This window comes from Streptomyces sp. EDA2-14 (genome assembly GCF_054963755.1).
The window spans coordinates 404,843-422,100 of the sequence record NZ_JBUEGE010000001.1; the positions used below are offsets into that span (position 1 = coordinate 404,843).

Annotated in this window: 14 protein-coding genes; 3 read left to right on the plus strand and 11 right to left on the minus strand. The window is 72.1% G+C overall.

Annotated features, from left to right (window positions below):
• Positions 1-104 precede the first annotated feature (104 nt).
• From ACY34M_RS01765 to ACY34M_RS01795, 7 genes are all read right to left on the minus strand, one after another.
• Positions 105-1,109, minus strand: a complete 1,005-nt coding sequence (locus tag ACY34M_RS01765; protein WP_462717707.1) for an N-acetylglucosamine kinase — start codon at positions 1,107-1,109, stop codon at positions 105-107.
• Positions 1,106-2,371: a 6-phospho-beta-glucosidase gene (locus ACY34M_RS01770; RefSeq protein ID WP_462717230.1), complete on the minus strand. Its 1,266-nt coding sequence runs from the start codon at positions 2,369-2,371 to the stop codon at positions 1,106-1,108. Before ACY34M_RS01770 ends, ACY34M_RS01765 begins: the two co-directional genes overlap by 4 nt.
• Before the next feature lie 9 nt (positions 2,372-2,380).
• Positions 2,381-3,292: a carbohydrate ABC transporter permease gene (locus ACY34M_RS01775; protein WP_462717708.1), complete on the minus strand. Its 912-nt coding sequence runs from the start codon at positions 3,290-3,292 to the stop codon at positions 2,381-2,383.
• A 14-nt stretch (positions 3,293-3,306) separates the two neighbouring features.
• Positions 3,307-4,242 (minus strand): carbohydrate ABC transporter permease, encoded by a 936-nt coding sequence (locus ACY34M_RS01780; protein WP_462717231.1) that lies wholly within the window; start codon positions 4,240-4,242, stop codon positions 3,307-3,309.
• A 10-nt stretch (positions 4,243-4,252) separates the two neighbouring features.
• The gene (locus ACY34M_RS01785; protein WP_462717232.1) at positions 4,253-5,590 is read right to left on the minus strand and encodes an ABC transporter substrate-binding protein; all 1,338 of its coding nucleotides are present in this window, start codon (positions 5,588-5,590) and stop codon (positions 4,253-4,255) included.
• Between the two features lie 51 nt (positions 5,591-5,641).
• Positions 5,642-6,811 carry an ROK family transcriptional regulator gene (locus ACY34M_RS01790; RefSeq protein ID WP_462717233.1) on the minus strand — a complete coding sequence of 390 codons (1,170 nt, stop codon included), beginning with the start codon at positions 6,809-6,811 and terminating at the stop codon, positions 5,642-5,644.
• 197 nt (positions 6,812-7,008) lie between these two features.
• On the minus strand, positions 7,009-7,545 hold the full coding sequence (locus ACY34M_RS01795) for an HNH endonuclease (RefSeq protein WP_462717234.1): 537 nt from the start codon (positions 7,543-7,545) through the stop codon (positions 7,009-7,011).
• 316 nt (positions 7,546-7,861) lie between these two features.
• On the opposite strand from ACY34M_RS01795, the gene ACY34M_RS01800 reads away from it, so the two are divergent.
• Complete coding sequence (locus tag ACY34M_RS01800) at positions 7,862-8,938, plus strand: mechanosensitive ion channel family protein (RefSeq protein ID WP_462717235.1); 1,077 nt, start codon at positions 7,862-7,864, stop codon at positions 8,936-8,938.
• A 67-nt stretch (positions 8,939-9,005) separates the two neighbouring features.
• On the opposite strand, the gene ACY34M_RS01805 is transcribed toward ACY34M_RS01800, so the two are convergent.
• The 4 genes from ACY34M_RS01805 to ACY34M_RS01820 form a co-directional block, all read right to left on the minus strand.
• A complete protein-coding gene (locus ACY34M_RS01805) occupies positions 9,006-10,358 on the minus strand; it encodes an FtsX-like permease family protein (RefSeq protein WP_462717236.1) in 1,353 nt (450 codons plus the stop codon).
• Positions 10,355-11,047: an ABC transporter ATP-binding protein gene (locus tag ACY34M_RS01810; RefSeq protein WP_462717237.1), complete on the minus strand. Its 693-nt coding sequence runs from the start codon at positions 11,045-11,047 to the stop codon at positions 10,355-10,357. Before ACY34M_RS01810 ends, ACY34M_RS01805 begins: the two co-directional genes overlap by 4 nt.
• Positions 11,044-11,586 carry a PadR family transcriptional regulator gene (locus tag ACY34M_RS01815; RefSeq protein WP_462717238.1) on the minus strand — a complete coding sequence of 181 codons (543 nt, stop codon included), beginning with the start codon at positions 11,584-11,586 and terminating at the stop codon, positions 11,044-11,046. Before ACY34M_RS01815 ends, ACY34M_RS01810 begins: the two co-directional genes overlap by 4 nt.
• Before the next feature lie 98 nt (positions 11,587-11,684).
• Positions 11,685-14,663, minus strand: a complete 2,979-nt coding sequence (locus ACY34M_RS01820; protein ID WP_462717709.1) for a beta-N-acetylglucosaminidase domain-containing protein — start codon at positions 14,661-14,663, stop codon at positions 11,685-11,687.
• A gap of 298 nt (positions 14,664-14,961) precedes the next feature.
• Here ACY34M_RS01820 and ACY34M_RS01825 point away from each other — a divergent pair, with 298 nt between their 5' ends.
• Both ACY34M_RS01825 and malQ read left to right on the plus strand, forming a co-directional pair.
• Positions 14,962-15,201, plus strand: a complete 240-nt coding sequence (locus tag ACY34M_RS01825; protein WP_462717239.1) for a hypothetical protein — start codon at positions 14,962-14,964, stop codon at positions 15,199-15,201.
• Between the two features lie 4 nt (positions 15,202-15,205).
• On the plus strand, positions 15,206-17,248 hold the full coding sequence (gene malQ, locus ACY34M_RS01830; RefSeq protein ID WP_462717240.1) for a 4-alpha-glucanotransferase: 2,043 nt from the start codon (positions 15,206-15,208) through the stop codon (positions 17,246-17,248).
• Positions 17,249-17,258 lie beyond the last annotated feature (10 nt).

Genomic DNA, 17,258 nt, shown 5'->3' on the forward strand with positions numbered 1-17,258 from the left:
AAGCGCTCCGCTGGGGAACACGTGGGGGGCGGGGGTTCGGTTCCCGTTCGGTGTTGCGCTGGGGCGGGGGTGCGGTCGCGGGGCGCTGCCCCGGACCCCGCTGCTCAATCGCCGCAGGGGCTTGACTGTCGTCCGGTGGCGCTTGATGTGTAGTGCTTTCTTACTCGGGCGTGGACCTCGGGGGGTGCTCCTGTCGCGTCCAGGCCCAGGAGGGCCGCCCCCAGTACCGGGGGTTCCGCCACGACCCGGGGTACCGCTCTCGGTGCCTCGTTCGCCAGCAACATGCCGACGCGGTCGTTGAGTTGGGGGTGGCGGGCGGCCAGGACGCCGCCGCCCAGGAGGACCGGGACCTCCGAGTCCAGGAGGTCCAGGCGGCGCAGGGCCACCGTGGCCATCGCCACCACCTCGTCGGCCATGCGGTCGACCAGGGAGCGGGCCACCGGGTCGCCGGTCGCCGCCGTGGTGAAGAGGACCGGGGTGAGTTCGTGGCGGCGGGTGGACGGGATGCGGCCCAGGTGCAGCGCCTCGATCAGGGCGTACATGGAGTCGAGGCCGAAGTGGGCGGGCAGCGAGTGCATCAGGGCCGTCTCCTCGCCGCGGCCGTCCGCCGCGCGCGCGGCGAACCAGATGGCCTCCTCCGCGAGGCCGCCCCCGCCGCCCCAGTCGCCGGAGAGCCGGCCGATCGCGGGGAAGCGGGCCGTGCGGCCGTCGGGCAGCATGCCCGCGCAGTTGACGCCCGCCCCGCACACCACGGCGACGCCGCGCGGTTCGGCGTCCTCCAGGAGGCCGGCGCGCAGCACCGCGAAGGTGTCGTTGCGGACGTCGACCCGCGATCCCCAGCGGCGCGCCGTGAGGGCGCGGGCCAACTCGCGTTCCTCCACCGGCAGATCGGCGTTGGCCAGGCACGCCGACACGTGGTCGACCGTGCTGACGCCCGCCTGCGCGAACGCCCGGTCGACCGCCTCCGCCAGGACGTCCACGGCCGGTTCCGCGTTCCCCCGCTGCGGCTGGAAGCCGCCGCCGCGGGCCGCGCCGAGGACGGTGCCGTCGGCCGCGACCACCGCGACGTCGGTCTTGCTGTTCCCCGCGTCGATGGCGAGGACCGTCATGCCCACGCGAGGTGCTCCCGGTTGTGCGCGATCAACTGGTCCGTGAGCTGCTCGGCGTACTCGATCTGGCCGATGAGCGGGTGCGCGAGCAGCGCCTTGAAGACGCGGTCCCTGCCGCCCTTCAGGGCCGCCTCCAGGGCCAGGTCCTCGTAGGCGGTGACGTTGGCGATCAGGCCCGCGTACAGGGGGTCGAGCGCCGGTACGGGCAGCGGCTTCGCGCCCTTCGCGTCGACCGCCGCCTGCACCTCGATCACGGCGTCGTCGGGGAGGAAGGGGAGCGTGCCGTTGTTGTACGTGTTCACCACCTGGTGCGGCGAGCCACCGCCACCGAGCAGTGACGCGGCCAGGTCGACGGCCGCCTCGCTGTAGAAGGCGCCGCCCCGCTTGGCGAGCAGCTCCGGCTTCTCGTCGAGGTTCGGGTCGCCGTACATGGCCAGCAACTCCCGCTCCATCTCCGCCACTTGCGCGGCGCGGGACGGCTTCGTGCGCAGCTCCCGGACGACCGCGTCGTGCTGGTAGTAGTAGCGCAGGTAGTAGGACGGGACGACGCCGAGGCGGTCGACGAGCGTGCGCGGCATGTGCAGGTCGTCGGCGACGGCGTCGCCGTGCTCGGCGAGCAGACGCGGCAGCACGTTCTCGCCGTCGGGGCCGCCGAGGCGCACGCCCAGCTCCCACGTGAGGTGGTTGAGCCCCACGTGGTCCAGGTGCACCTCCTGCGGCGCCACGTCGAGGAGCCGGGCGAACTTCCGCTGGAAGCCGATCGCGACGTTGCACAGGCCGACGGCCTTGTGCCCGGCCTGGAGCAGCGCGCGGGTGACGATGCCGACCGGGTTGGTGAAGTCGATGATCCAGGCGTCCGGGTTGGCGCGGCGCACGCGCTCGGCGATGTCGAGGACGACGGGGACCGTGCGCAGGGCCTTCGCGAGGCCGCCCGCGCCGGTCGTCTCCTGGCCGACGCAGCCGCAGTCCAGCGGCCACGTCTCGTCCTGGTTGCGGGCGGCCTGCCCGCCGACGCGGAGCTGGAGGAGGACCGCGTCGGCGTCGGCGACGCCCGCGTCCACGTCGGACGTGGTGCGGATGACGCCCGGGTGGCCCTGCTTGGCGAAGATGCGGCGGGCGAGTCCGCCGACCAGTTCGAGGCGTTCGGCGGCCGGGTCGACGAGCACCAGCTCCTCGATCGGCAGCGTGTCCCTCAGCCGCGCGAATCCGTCGATGAGTTCGGGTGTGTAGGTCGATCCTCCGCCGACCACGGCGAGCTTCATGAAAATCCCTTAGCCCTTTACTCCGGTGAGGGTGACGCCTTCGACGAAGGCCTTCTGTGCGAAGAAGAAGACGAGGCAGACCGGCGCCATCACCAGCAGGGTGGCCGCCATCGTCAGGTTCCAGTTGACGCTGTGCGCCGACTTGAAGGACTCCAGGCCGTAGCTCAGCGTCCAGGAGGCCGGGTTCTGGGCCGCGTAGATCTGCGGCCCGAAGTAGTCGTTCCAGCAGTAGAAGAACTGGAAGAGGGCGACGGCGGCGATACCCGGCTTGGCCATCGGCACCACGATCTTCAGCAGCGTGCGCAGTTCGCCGCAGCCGTCGACCTTCGCCGACTCGATGTACTCCTTCGGGATCGTCAGGAGGAACTGACGGAGGAGGAAGATCGAGTACGCGTCGCCGAACGCCATCGGGATGATCAGCGGCCACAGCGTCCCGGCGAGGTGGAACTGCTGCGCCCACACCAGATACATCGGGATCACGATGACCTGGGGCGGCAGCATCATCGTCGAGATGACGAGCATCATCGCGGTGCGCCGCCCCCGGAAGCGGAACTTGGCGAGCGCGTACGCGACGGGGATCGCCGAGCACACGGTGAACAGCGTGCCGAGCCCCGCGTACAGCAGCGAGTTCTTCCACCAGTCGAGGAAGCCGTCGGTCTGGAGGACCGCCTTGTAGTTCTCCCAGTGCCAGGAGTCCGGCCACAGGTCGCCGCTCATCGCCTGCCCGTCGCTCATCACGGACGTCAGGAAGACGAACACGAAGGGGAGGACGAAGAGCAGCGCCACGGCGATCGCGATGCTGTGCACGGCGATCCAGTTGAGGACCCGCTGCCTGCGGGCGCGGCGCGCGGCGGGACCGCGCTCGGGAGCGGGCCCGGCGGTGACGGCGGGGCTCGGCCTCAATGGCGAGGTGGTTGTCAGTGCGGGCATGTCGATCAGTCCTCCGCCGCGAGCAGACCCGAGCGCTTGCGCATGAGCAGCGAGGTCACGGCCATGGCAATGGCGAACAGGACGAGCGAGAGCACGCACGCCGCGCCGGTGTTGAAGTTCTGGAAGCCCATCGAGTAGACGAGCTGCGGGACGGTGAGCGTCGAGTGGTCGGGGTATCCCGGCTGGATGACGGTGCCGGGACCGATCGAGACGCCCGAGGCGATCTTTCCGGCGACGAGGGCCTGCGTGTAGTACTGCATGGTCTGCACGACGCCCGTCACCACGGCGAACATGACGATCGGGGTGATCGAGGGCCAGGTCACGTAGCGGAACTTGGTCAGCGGTCCCGCGCCGTCCAGCTCGGCGGCCTCGTACTGCTCCTTCGGTACGTCGAGCAGCGCGGCCATGAAGATGACCATGAGGTCGCCGATGCCCCACAGCGAGAGCACGACGAGCGAGGGCTTGGCCCAGGCCGGGTCGTTGAACCAGTTGGGCCCGTCGATGCCGACCTTCGCGAGGATCTCGTTGACCGGCCCGGAGCCGGGGTTGAGCAGGAAGACGAAGGCGACGGTCGCGGCGACCGGTGGCGCCAGGTACGGCAGATAGAAGGCGGTCCGGAAGAAGCCGACACCGCTCTTGATCTTCGTGACGAGCAGCCCGAGCGAGAGCCCGAACACCACGCGCAGCGCCACCATCACCACGACGAGCCACAGCGTGTTCCACAGCGCGGGCCCGAACAGCGGCATGTCCCGGAACACGTACACCCAGTTCCGCAGCCCCACAAAGGTGGGCGCCTTGATCTGGTTGTAGTGCATGAACGAGAAATAGACGGTGGCGAGCAGCGGATAGGCGAAGAAGGCGCTGAATCCGATCAGCCAGGGGGAGAGGAAGCCCAGCGTGCGCAGTCTGCGGCGCGCGGGGTTGGAAAGGGTGAGTGCCATGGCGCGCTCCTCAGTTCTGCGACTGCAGGGTGTCGGCGTCGATGAGTCTGTCGAGGCGCCGCAGGCCGCCCTTCAGGTCGTGGACCTCGCCGGCCTCCTCGCCGTAACTGAAGTCCTGCAATTGCGTGATGTACATGCCGCCGTTGGTCGAGGGCGGCATCACCTGGCTGTACTTGTTCTTCGCGATTTCGAGGAACGTGCGGAACGTCGGATCGGCGTCCAGCTTCGGTGACTTGAGCGCGGCGAAGGTCGACGGCACGTTGTGAATGGCGTTGGCGAACTTCACGACCTGATCGGTGTCCGAGGTCAGGAACTTCACCAGTTCCCAGGCCGCGTTCTGGTGCTTGCTGCTGTGCGCGATACCGGCGACGGTGCCGGTCAGATAGCCGCGCCCGTACGTCTCGGCCTGGTCGTCGGGGACGGGCAGCGGCGCGACGCCCCAGTCGAACTTCGCCTTCGCCTCGTTCAGCATGAGCCCGCGCCACTCGCCGTCCATGTGCATGGCGAGCTTTCCGCTCAGAAAGGCGTTCTGGTTCGACATCTCGTCGCCGAACGAGGTCCGGAACCGCTCCAGCGCCTTGTATCCGCCCTGCGCGTTCCTGAGTTGGCGGGCCGTCTTGAAGAATTCGTACGAAGCCGGCTCCTTGGCGAGCCGCGCCTTCCCCTTGGCGTCGAAGTACGTGGGGCCCCACTGGGCGAACAGCCGGTCCGGGCTGTTCTGGTAGAGCCGGAAGTCCGGCATGAAACCGACGCGCTTGTACGAGGACCCGTTCCTGACGGTGAGCTTCTTCGAGTCGGCGACGAATTCGGACATGGTCCGCGGCGGCCGCTCGATGCCCGCCTCCTTGAAGGCGTCCTTGTTGTAGTACATGCCGAAGGCGTCCGCGAGGAGCGGCAGGGCGCACTGATTGCCGCGGTAACTCGTGTAGTCGAGCAACGACTTGGGAAAGACCTTGTCCATCTTGAGCCCGGTCTTCTTCATGAACGGGTCGAGGTCGACCCACATGCCGGAGTCGCAGTACTGGCCGACGTTGTTGGTGGTGAACGAGGAGACGACGTCGGGGGCCTCGTCGCCGCCGGCCCGCAGGGCCTGGTTGGTGGTGGCGTCCGAGACGTTGCCGGTCGCCTGCACCTTGATGTTCGGGTGCAGCTTCTCGAAGCGGGCGATCGAGTCGTTGATCGCCTTCACTTCGCCGGGCGCCGACCAACCGTGCCAGAACTTCAGCGTCACGGGCTTCGTCGGGTCGTCGGCGGCGCTGCCGGTACTCGGATTGGCGCAGCCGGCGAGCAGCAGTCCGGCCGCGGCGAGCCCAAGGGGCACGTGCGGGGGTATGCGCCATCGCGGCATGGCGAACGTCCTTTGCGTGTACGGGGGTGGGGATCTTCTGCGAGTGAGGGGTTACGCGGGGGTGCTGGTGTCGAAGACCGTGGCGCGGGCCCGGGTGAGGGCGGTGCGCAGGGCGCCCGTGAGGATGGGGTCGCCGGTGAGGTCGCTGAGGCGCAGCTGGGGGCGGGGGAGGGCGAGCCCGCTGAGCTGTTCCTCCACGCGGTCGCGCAGGGCGTCGCCCCCGGCCCTGGCCACCTGGCCGGACAGGACGACGAGTTCGGGGTCGACGACGGCGACGACGGAGGCGAGTCCGGCCGCGAGCCGCACGGCCACCTCGTCGAGGACCCGGTCGTCGCGCATCGCCTCGGCCAAGTCCTTCGCGCCACCCGCGAGTTCGCGCACCGCGGCGGCGGCGACGAGGCTCTGCAGCCCGCCGCCCCCGTCCGAGCGGGCGACGGTGTCGGAGCCGCCGCGGGCCAGCGGGGCCCCCGGCAGCGGCATGTAGCCGATCTCGCCCGCCCCGCCGGTCGCCCCGCGCAGCAGCGTCCCGCCGAGCACGATCGCGGCGCCGACGCCCTCGTCGACGTAGGCGAGCACGAAGTCGTCGTGGTCCTGTGCGGCGCCCTCGTACTGCTCGGCGATCGCGGCGAGGTTGACGTCGTTCTCGATGGAGACGGGGGTGCCGAGCACCTCGGCGAGGTCGTCGCGCAGTGTGCGCGAGTGCCAGCCCGGCAGGTGCGGGGCGTAGCGGAGCTGGCCGGTGTGCGGGTCGATGGCGCCGGGGGTGCCGATGACGGTGGCGGTCAGGTCGGCGCGGCCGAGCCCCGCCTGGCGCAGCGCCCCGTCGGTGGCCTCGGCGACGAGCTGCGCGGTGCGGTGCCGCACGTCCTCGCTGACGGCCCTGGCCTCGATGCGGCGGCGGCCGCGCTCGGCGCCGGTGATGTCGGCGACGACGGCGGTGATGCCGGTCGGGTCGGCGGACAGGGCGGCGACGTGCGCGGCGCCGGGGTCGATCTCGTACAGCAGGGCGTTGGGGCCCGGGCGGCCGGTCTGGCTGCCGGTGGTGCGGACGAGGCCGGCGGTTTCGAGGCGGCCGAGCAGCTGCGAGGTCGTCGGCTTGGAGAGGCCGGTCAGCTCACCGATCCGGGTGCGGGTGAGCGGGCCGTGGGCGACGAGGAGGTCGAGCGCGGCGCGGTCGTTCATGGCGCGCAGCACGCTGGGGGTGCCGGGGGTGGCAGCCATCGGGGTCCGGCCTCCTCGTTCTGTTAGGAAGGTTTCCTATCTGGTTGCGAGGAACGTAAGTCGCCCGGGAAGGTGCCGTCAATAGGGGAGTGCGAGTCAATCGGGGAGTGTGAACAGCGTCCGCGTGCGGGAACGCGTGAGGCGCAGGCCGCGGTGTGCGGCCTGCGCCCCCGAAACGCAAGAACCCGGATCGAAGGTCAGGCTGAAATGCCTTCGATCCGGGCCAGGGCCTCGTCCGCGCCGAACGGTTGCAGATACGGCAACCAGCGCGGGTCCCTATGTCCGGTCCCGATGATGCGCCACGCGAGGCCCGTCGGCGGTGCGGGCTTGTGGCGCAGACGCCAGCCGATCTCCACGAGGTGGCGGTCGGCCTTGACATGGTTGCAGCGGCGGCACGACGCCACCACGTTCTCCCAGGCGTGCTGACCCCCGCGACTGCGCGGAATCACGTGGTCGACGCTGGTTGCGACGCCACCGCAGTACATGCACCGGCCGCCGTCACGGGCGAACAGTGCGCGTCGGGTCAGAGGAACGGGCCCCCGGTAGGGCACCCGGACAAACCTTTTGAGCCGGACCACGCTGGGGGCGGCGACGGTTCGTGTGGCGCTGTGCATGAAGGCGCCGGACTCCTCGAGGCACGTGGCCTTGTTCTCGAGTACGAGTACGAGCGCGCGGCGGAGCGGTACGACGCCGAGGGGCTCGTACGACGCGTTGAGGACCAGGACATGCGGCACGGATGCCTCCTTGTACGCCGGCGGCGCGTGGCTCGCGCCGGGACGATCTCCTAGCCAGTCTCCCCTCACGGCTGGTCATGGCGCCACCATGTCCACGTAACGGGCTGGGAGTGTTTTCGACCACACGCCCTTCATTCCCGGCGCGAACCCCGTGGAGACCCTTGGTGCGGCACGGGTCACCCGGTGATCACCGTCTCTCCCTTGAACATGACGACGATCCACACACAATGCCCCGTTAGTGTGGTGGGTCTGCCCGCTCCTGTTCCCAGAGCGTTGTCCCGAGGCGGGCAGATGGCTAAGCCTGGAGGTACCTGCCGTGATCTTGTCCGTCCTGTCTGCCGCGGGGGCGAGCGATGCCTCGGCCGACCCCGATCGACACACCCTCAAGGACGCCCAGGAGCAGGCCGGTCAGGCCGCCGGCTGGGTCGAGCAGAACTGGTCCACCTGGCTGAGCGTGGGCCTGCGGATTCTGCTGATCGTCGTCATCGCGTTCGTGCTGCGTGCGGTGATACGCAGGACCATCACCAAGTTCGTCGAGCGGATGAACCGCAGGGGCGAGAGCGGTGCCAGCACCGCGCTCGGTGGACTTCTTGTGAACGTCGAGCGACGCCGCCAGCGTTCGGAGGCGATCGGCAGCGTGCTGCGCTCCGTGGCCTCGTTCCTCATCCTGGGCACCGCCGCCCTCATGGTGCTCGGCGCCTTCAAGATCAACCTCGCGCCGCTGCTCGCCTCCGCCGGTGTGGCCGGTGTCGCGATCGGTTTCGGCGCGCGCAACCTGGTCACCGACTTCCTCTCCGGCGTCTTCATGATCCTTGAGGACCAGTACGGCGTCGGGGACACGATCGACGCGGGCGTCGCCTCCGGTGAGGTCATCGAGGTCGGCCTGCGCGTGACGAAGCTGCGGGGCGCCGAGGGCGAGATCTGGTACGTCCGCAACGGCGAGGTCAAGCGGATCGGCAACCTCTCCCAGGGCTGGTCCACCGCGGCCGTCGACGTCACCGTCCGCGCCGACGAGGACCTCGACAAGGTCAAGGCGACGCTGACCGAGGTCGCCGAGGCCATGAGCAAGGCCGAGCCGTGGAACGAGATGCTGTGGGGCCCGGTCGAGGTGCTCGGCCTGGACAGCGTGCTGCTCGACTCCATGGTGGTCGGTGTCTCCGCCAAGACCATGCCGGGCAAGGCCCTGACCATCTCGCGCGAGCTGCGCTGGCGCATCAAGCGGGCCTTCGACGAGGCGGGCATCCGCATCGTCGGCGGCGTCCCGGTCCAGCCGGAGGGCGAGGCCGCGGCCGACCCCTCGGCAGGCGTGTCGGCCCCGTCGGCCTACGCGTCGGCGACGTCCCCGCAGTCCCTGGCGGCGTCCCCGATCCAGCAGCCGAACCTTTCGAAGTAGCCGTCCGTACGACGAGCGCGGGGCGCGGGAGTTCTTCTCCCGCGCCCCGCCCTCGTATCAGAACCCTTCACACCGCCCGGAGCTGCGAGGGGTGTGTCGAGCGGCGCAGCAGCGGCAGGGCCACGGCCGTGGCCAGCAGGCAGGACGCGTAGACGCCGACCGGGACGAGGAGCGGCAGCGCCCAGGGGACCGGTTGCCGGGCGAGCATCGCGTACGCCGCGTGGATCGCCGTACCGCCGACGGTCGCCAGGACGAGGGCCGGGGCCAGCGGCAGCCCCGTCTCCAGGAGCAGGGACCGGGTCAGGATCCGGCGCGGCACCCCGGCCGCGACCTGCGAGGCGAGCGCCCGGCGCCTCGAGGACAGCGACTCGCCGGTGCCCACGGCGAGCGCCGCCAGGCTGATCAGGAGGGCGATCAGGACGGCGGCGGCCGTGAGGTTCAGGCCGTACGTGTAGTAGCCGACGTCCTGCGGCACACCGGTCTCGGCCGCGTTCGTCGCCAGCTGGTCGAGCAGGATCTCCCGGATCCCGGCCAGGCCGACCCCGACGACGGTGACCAGGATGACGGCCGCGTGGCTGCGGGCCGCCGCCCACGCGTCCTCCCGCAGCCGGTGTGCGGCGAGCAGCACTTCGGGGCGTTCGGTGCGCGGGGCCAGCCGCTGTCCGACGAGCCGGGCGGCCGTCCCCGCGACCCAGATGGCACCCGCCCCGCTCAGTACGACGGCGCCGACGACGAACAGCGGCAGGGACGCGAGCGTGCCGGAGGTGCCGCGCGCCAGGACGATTCCCGTGCCGAGCGCGACGAGGACGGCGGGCACCAGCAGACCGACGACCGGTCGCGGCCCCCGCCCCGCCCGCTCCCGCCGCACGTGCCCCAGCGGCGAGGTGATGACCCGGCGCAGCGCCAGCGTGCTCACCAGGACGCCGAGCACGGGCATGGCGAGCGCCACGCCGACGGCGCCCAGCCACGCGAGGGGGTCGACCGCCCGGCCCGAGCTCAGTGCCGCCGTCGCGAACACCGCGCATCCGACGAGCGATCCCGCCAGGCAGGCGAGCCCGGCTTCCAGGGCCGCGATCCGCCGCACCTGCTTCGGGCCCGCCCCGCCGAGCCGCAGCCCGGCGAGCCGCCGGTCGCGGTGGACCGCGCCGATCCGGGCGCACTGCCCGAGGAAGCCGAGTACCGGGACGAGGAGCAGGAGCAGCCCGGCCACGACGCCGTGCCGAGTGCCCGGCTGGTCCAACAGGCCGTTCCCGTACGGGAACCAGACCTGGCCCCGCACGCTCGCCAGGGCAACGGCCGCGCACGCGAACCCGGTCGCCACGGCCGCGCCGAGTACCGTGAGCGCCGCCCGCCGCCGCTCCAGGCGGTCCGCGCCGCGGGTCAGCAGCCAGGCGAGGCGCAGATCGGAGGAGACGCTCATTCGGCCACCGCCACCGTGGGCACGGAGCTCTCCTGCACCACCCCGTCCTGCAGGCACACCTCCCGGTCCGCGTAGGCCGCCACCTGCGCCTCGTGCGTCACCAGGACCACGGCCGTGTGCGTCTCGCGGGACGCGTGGACCAGGGACATGAGTACCTGTTCGGTGGCGAGCGAGTCGAGGGCCCCGGTCGGCTCGTCGGCGAAGACGACCTTCGGGCCGGTCACCAACGCCCGTGCGAGCGCGACCCGTTGGCTCTGTCCGCCGCTCATCTCGCCGAGCCGTGCGTCGCGCTGCCCGCGCACGCCGAACCGCTCCAGCCACGCGTCGGCCTCCGCCTGCGCCGCCGCACGCGGCCGGCCGGCGAGCAGCAGCGGCAGGGCGACGTTGTCGAGGGCGTTCAACTCCGGTATCAGCTGGCCGAATTGGAAGACGATCCCGAACTCGGTGCGGCGCAGCTCGCTCAGCCGCTCCTCGTCGAGCCGGTCGAGCCGCTCGCCGTTGTACGTCACCGACCCCTGGTCGGGGTGCACGATGCCGGCCAGGCAGTGCAGCAGCGTCGACTTGCCGCTGCCACTGGCGCCCGAGACGGCGAGGATCTCGCCGGGGCGGATCTCGACACCGGCGCCGCGGAGCGCGGGTGTTCTGCCGTAGGACTTCGTGAGTCCCACGGCTGTCAGGAGTGTGCTCATGCTGCGGTGACCTCCGCGGTCAGGGTGGTGAGCCGGGCGGCGGTGGTGGTCATCCAGCGCAGGTCGGCGTCGAGGTGGACGAGGGCGTAGTCGGCGGAGAGAACGGTGGTCAGATCGGCGCCCGGATCGCTCTTCACGGCGGTGAGTTCACGCATCCGTGCCATGTGCGCGGCCCGCTGGGCCAGCAGGTGGGCGGCGGGGTCGGCGCCCTGGTCGGCGACCAGGATGGAGACGACGACCTTGGCGAAGATCTCGTTGGCGACGTGCGGCGCGGGCGGGGTGATCTCCCCTGCCCAGTCGAGGAGTTCGCTGCTGCCTTCGGGCGTCGACCGGTACAGCGTGCGCTCGGGTCCGCCGTCGGAGTCGGTGCCGTCGACCTTCACCAGTCCGTCGCGGACCAGTCGCTGCAGGGTCGTGTAGACCTGCGCGTAGGCGAGAGGGCGGGCCTGCGGGAATCGTTCGTCGTGCCGTCGCTTGAGGTCGTAGCCGTGGCGTGGACCGTCGGCGAGCAGCCCCAGCAGGACGTGGCGGGTGCTCATGGAGGCAGTATGTACGGCGTATATGTACCGAGTACATAGTGAGACGCGAGCCGGGACAAGTAGCAGTCCCCACTCCGTTTGCCGCTGAGCCCTGAGGGTCAGTCCCGGTGGTCCGTGGCCACCCCGTACGCCCCCACCGACCACAACGAGAACCCGTACTGCGTCGCCCTCTTGTCGCCCACGACGCGGACGAAGCGGGTGTCCTTCGCGTCCATGCGGACCGACTCGTGGCCGCCCTGGCCGTCGCGGACGGTCGCCGCCGTGCGCCAGGTGCGGCCGTCGGAGGACGTCTGGACGCGGTAGTGCTTGGCGTAGGCGTCCTGCCAGTGGAGGGTCACCAGGCCGAGGCGGGTCGGCTTGGCGAGTTCGACCTGCCACCATTCGCCGTCCTTGACGGGGGACGACCAACGGGTGTCGGACCGGCCGTCATTGGCGTCCTTCGCCGGGAAGTCCGGGGTCTCGTCCGCCGAGGAGGAGGCCTTGCCGGAGCGGGCCAGGTCGGGGCCCGCCGTGCGCGGGTAGGCGCGGACCGAGAGCGTGCGGGTCTCGTCGCCGAAGCGCAACGTGATCTCGTACGTGCCCGCCGGGGTGTCCTCGGGGACCGTGACCTGCACCGGCACGTCCACCTTTGTGCCGCGCGGGAGTTCGGACCGGTGCGGCAGTTCGACCTTGATGCCGTGCGGGGCCTTCGCCGTGAGGCGGCCGCGGACGTCGGCCGGGCGCTGCGCCGTCAGATGGGCCGTGATCCGCTGGGGCCTGCCGCCGATCTCCGCGTCGGTCTCGGTGCGGGCGAGGGAGACGGAGGCCTCGGGGGCGTCCGCGTACCAGGGCACGATGTGGGACACCGCGTCGTCCGCGGCGCCCGTGACCCGTACCGCGTCCGCCCGCGTGTTCTTCGCCTTCAGTTCCGTGAAGCCGCTGCCGGCGAGCGTGCCGACGCGCTTCCAGCCCTCGCCGGGTACGTGCGCCTCGACCGCGCCCGAGGCGCCGGGGTCGGCGAGGACGGTGACCGTGGACAGCGTGCGGGGGCGGGGGAGTTCGGTCCGCGCGCCCTTCGACGCGTCCGCGCGGTCCGTGCCCGACCAGGACGCGAACTCCTTCTCGGCGCGCGCGACGAACGGCTCCAGCACACCCTTGCCGACCGTGATCCCCGACTTCTTCAGGCCCTCGCGCAGGGCCCCCAGACGGCGCGCCGCCTGCCAGGCCGCCGCCTTGTCGTCACGGCCCGCCGCCTCCAGCATGTCGACCGCGGCCTCGCCCGCCTGCCCGAAGCGGCCCAGCTTCTCGGCCCAGGGGCGGACCTCGGAGTCGAGGTCCGTGCCGTCCAGCGCCGACGGCGTGCGGCGCATCTCGGTGAACGCGTCGCGCAGCGCCTTCGCCGCCTTCTTGTTGCGGTCCGCGTCCGTCGTCGTACGCGCCTTCCAGAACGCCGAGAGCAGGGGCTTCAGGTACGCCGACTCGTCCGAACCGAGCACCGACGACGCGTCGTTGCCCGCGAGCGCCGCGATCGCCTTCCCGGTCTCCTTGTCGCCGTCCGCCAGATCCTCGATCGCCGCCCGCCAGGACTCCTGCGCCCGGTAGTCGCGCGGGTTCCAGGCGTAGTCCGCCGTCGTGAACAGCGGGATGCGGGAGGCCGCCGGCTGCTCCATCGCCGTGGCGAGGACCGCCGCGGAACCGGACGCCACCGCGGGCTCCCTGCCCATGTACGGGCCGAGGAATATCCGGTCCTGCGCGTAGTCGTTGACCGGGTAGTTGTCCATCGTGAGCAGCTTGTGGCCGCCGCCGAACGCGCTCTGCACGCCCGCCAGTTCACCGCCGGTGATGGTGCGCGGCACCACACCGACGCCCGTCCACGCGACCTGCACCGCGTCGTCCAGGTCGCGGGAGAGCGCCGTGCGGTACTCCGTCGCGCCGTCCTGGTAGTACTCGGTCGGCATCAGGGACAGCGGCTCCGCGTCCGGGTGGCGGCCCGCCAGGTGCTTGGCCACCGCGTTCGCGACCTTCGCCTGCGCCTTCGCCGCCGCGTCGGGCCCCGAGCCGAACTCCCGCGCGTCCGACTCGCAGTGCCACTCGCTGTACGACACGTCCTGGAACTGCAGCTGGAAGGCGCGGGCCCCGAGCGCCCACATCGAGTCGACCTTGCGGGTGAGCGTCTTGATGTCGTCCGGCGACGACATGCACATGGCCTGACCCGGCGCGACCGCCCAGCCGAGCGTCACGTGGTTGGCACGGGCCCGCTCGGCGAGCCTGCGGAAGTCGGCGCGCTGGGCCGCCGGGTACGGCTCGCGCCAGCGCGCCTGGCGGTACAGGTCGTCGCCGGGCGCGTACAGGTAGCGGTTCTGCTTGGTGCGGCCCATGAAGTCGAGCTGCTCCAGGCGCTGCTGCGTCGTCCACGGGGTGCCGTAGAAACCCTCGGTCAGCCCGCGGACCGCCGTGCCCGGCCAGTCCCGTACGACGACTCCGGCGACGGTCCGCCCGTCGAGCAGCTGCCGGAACGTCTGCGCCGCGTGGAACAGGCCGTCGGCGCCGATGCCCTCGACGGCGACTGTCGGTGTCCCCGACACGCGGCCCACGGCGAGCCGGTAGCCGCCGGACGGCAGGTCGCCGCGGGCGCTCGCGCCGAGCCCGCGCAGGGTCGCGTCGAGCGCGCTCGCCTTCCCGCCGGGGGAGGCGTGGCGGTAGTCGCCCGCGCCGGACCGGGCCTTCGGCGACTCGGTGCCGAGCCGCACCACGAGCCGCGCGCCGCGCGGGACGTCGGCCTCGGTGTCGACCTGCCCGATGTGCCGGGCGCCCGCGTCGCGCAGCGTCGTGCGCAGCGCGTCCACGGCGTACGGGTCGGAGCCGGGCGGCGCCACGAGCGTCACCTCGTCCGGGACCGCGACCCCGTCCGCCTCGTCCGAGGCCTTGAGGGACTGCGGCCTGGGCCACACCGCGGGCAGCTTCGCGTCCGGCTTCAGGTCCCCCGTGGACGTCCCCGGCACGGGAGGAGCGGCGACGGCCCCCGTGGCCCCGCCCAGCGTCCCGGCGATGACGGCGACCGCGAGGGCGGCCGCCCTCTTCCTGCGCCGGAGCTGCACGACGTACTCCTTGGTGGTCGATCCGGTCGGTGGTCGGGCCGGGGTGGTCGATCCGGGCTCGCGAGGCACCTGGGATGAAAGGTGCCCCAAGAATAGAACCGTCCGTGGGCGGGAACCGGACGCACCGGCGAGTTCCCTGGTGAGACCGTAGTTTTTCCGGTTCACGCGGCCCTGTGGGAAAGTTCCTTTCGTCGTACACAATGTGACCAGCAACACGTTGTTCCCCGGAAAAGGTCTGCGCCCGCGCCTTCTGGGTAGGGCTCCCGACTCCCGACGCCTTACGACGAAGGAGGCCCCCGTGGCCGCATCAGCACAGCTCCTGCTCTCGGCCCTCTCCAAACAGGCGGAACTCAGCCCGATCGACGACACGGACCTGAGCAGCCTCGACGAGGCCGACACCAGCACCTGCTCCTTCGAAGCCCCCCTCACCAGCGAGCCGCCCTTCGCGGACTACGCCCCCCTGACTTCCGAGCCGCCCATGACCGACGAGGCGCCGCTCACCTCCGAGCCCACCCCCGGCTGGATCGCCGCAGGCTGAGCCAGTGACTCTGGCCCGGCTCGCCGCGCTGCACGGAGTGGCCACTTCCTACTCTCCGGCGCCGGGCCGTACCGTCCGCGCGTCCGACGCGGCCGTGACGGCGGCCCTTGCCGCGCTGGGTGTCGACGCGACCGCGGCCCCCGTCGAGCCGCCCGTGCGGCTGGTGCCGCCGACGGTCGTCGTGTGGGCCGACGGCGGCGTCCCCCGGTGGGCGGCTGGTCTGCCCGCAGGCGCCGAGCTGCTGCTCCGGCCGGAGGGCGGCGACCGCTTCGAGCCCTGGGAGCCGGGCGCCGCGACCCCGCCCGGCACGCACCGGCTGCGCGTCGCCGTGCCCGGCGGACGCGGCGCCGAGGCCCATCTGATCGCCGCGCCGCCCACCGCCCCGGCCCCGCCCCGGCGCGCCCACGGCCTGCTGGTCCAGCTGTACTCCCTGCTGTCCCGCCGCTCCTGGGGCATGGGCGACCTCGCGGACCTCGCCGATCTGGCGTCCTGGTCGGCCCGCACCCACGGCACCGGGTTCCTCCAGGTCAACCCCTTGCACGCGGCCGTCCCCCGCGGGCCCGACGGCGGCACGGACCCGTCGCCGTATCGCCCCTCCTCACGGCGCTTCCCCGACCCCGTGCACCTGCGGATCGAGGACATACCCGAGTACGCGTACGTCCCCCAGCACGCCAAGGAGGCCGCCCGGCTGCGGGAGGCGGTGCTCTCCGGAGGTCAGCTGATCGACCGGGACGCGGTGTGGGCGCTGAAGCGGACGGCGCTCGAAGCGATCCACGAGGTGCCGCTCACGCCGGGCCGCCGCGCCTCCTACTGGGACTTCCTCGCGGCCCAGGGAGCGGCGCTGGAGGACCACGCCACGTACTGCGCGCTCGCCGAGGTGCACGGCCCCGACTGGCACGACTGGCCGGCCGCCCTCCAGGACCCGCGCTCGGCCGAGACCGGGCACGCCCGCCGGGAGCTGATGGACCGCGTCGACTTCCACTGCCGCCTCGCCTGGCTCACCGAGGGACAGCTCGCCGCCGCGCAGCGCGCCGCGCGCGAGGCGGGCATGCCGATCGGGCTCGTGCACGACCTCGCGGTCGGCGTGCACCCCGGCGGCGCCGACGCGTGGGCGCAGCGCGACGTCTTCGCGCAGGGCATGCGGGTGGGCGCGCCCCCGGACGCGTTCAACGCCCGCGGCCAGGACTGGGGCCTGCCGCCGTGGCGCCCCGACCGCCTCGCCGAGACCGGCTACGCCGCCTTCCGCGACCTGCTGCGCGGCGTGATGCGCAACGCGGGCGCCGTCCGCATCGACCACGTCATGGGCCTCTTCCGGCTCTGGTGGATCCCGGAGGGCGCGCCTCCGACCGAGGGCACCTACGTCCACTACGACGCCGAGGCCATGCTCGCCGTGCTGCTCCTGGAGGCGTCGCGCGCGGGCACGTACGTCATCGGGGAGGACCTCGGCACCGTCGAGCCGGGCGTGCGCGAGACGCTGCACGAGCGCGGGGTGCTCGGCACGTCCGTGCTCTGGTTCGAGCGGGACTGGGCGGGCGACGGGCGGCCGGTCCCCGCCGAGGCCTGGCGCACGGACTGCGTCGCCACCGCCACCACCCACGACCTGCCGTCCACCGCCGCCCGCCTGAGCGGCGACGACGTACGGCTGCGCGAGCGGCTCGGCCTGTCGACGGCGAGCGGGGCCGAGGCGGCGGCGGAGGTGGCGGAGTGGCTCGCCCTGTTCGCCCGGATGCGCCTGCTGCCGCGCGGCACGCACGACGAGGAGGAGGCGGTGCGGGCGGTCCACCGGTTCCTGTGGCGCACGCCCGCCCGGATGACCGGGGTGTGGCTGCCCGACCTGGTGGGCGACCGGCGCCCGCAGAACCTGCCGGGCACCTGGACCGAGTACCCGAACTGGCGGCTGCCCGTCGCCGACGCCGCGGGCCACCCCGTCACCCTGGAGGAACTGGCCGCATCTCCCCGCGCGCACGCCCTGCTGGCCGTGTTCACGGAGCCGCCCGCGACGGCCGAAGTGCCCCTTACAGGCCCCCCGGACGCGCGCGCCGTTTAGGCGTTCGCTA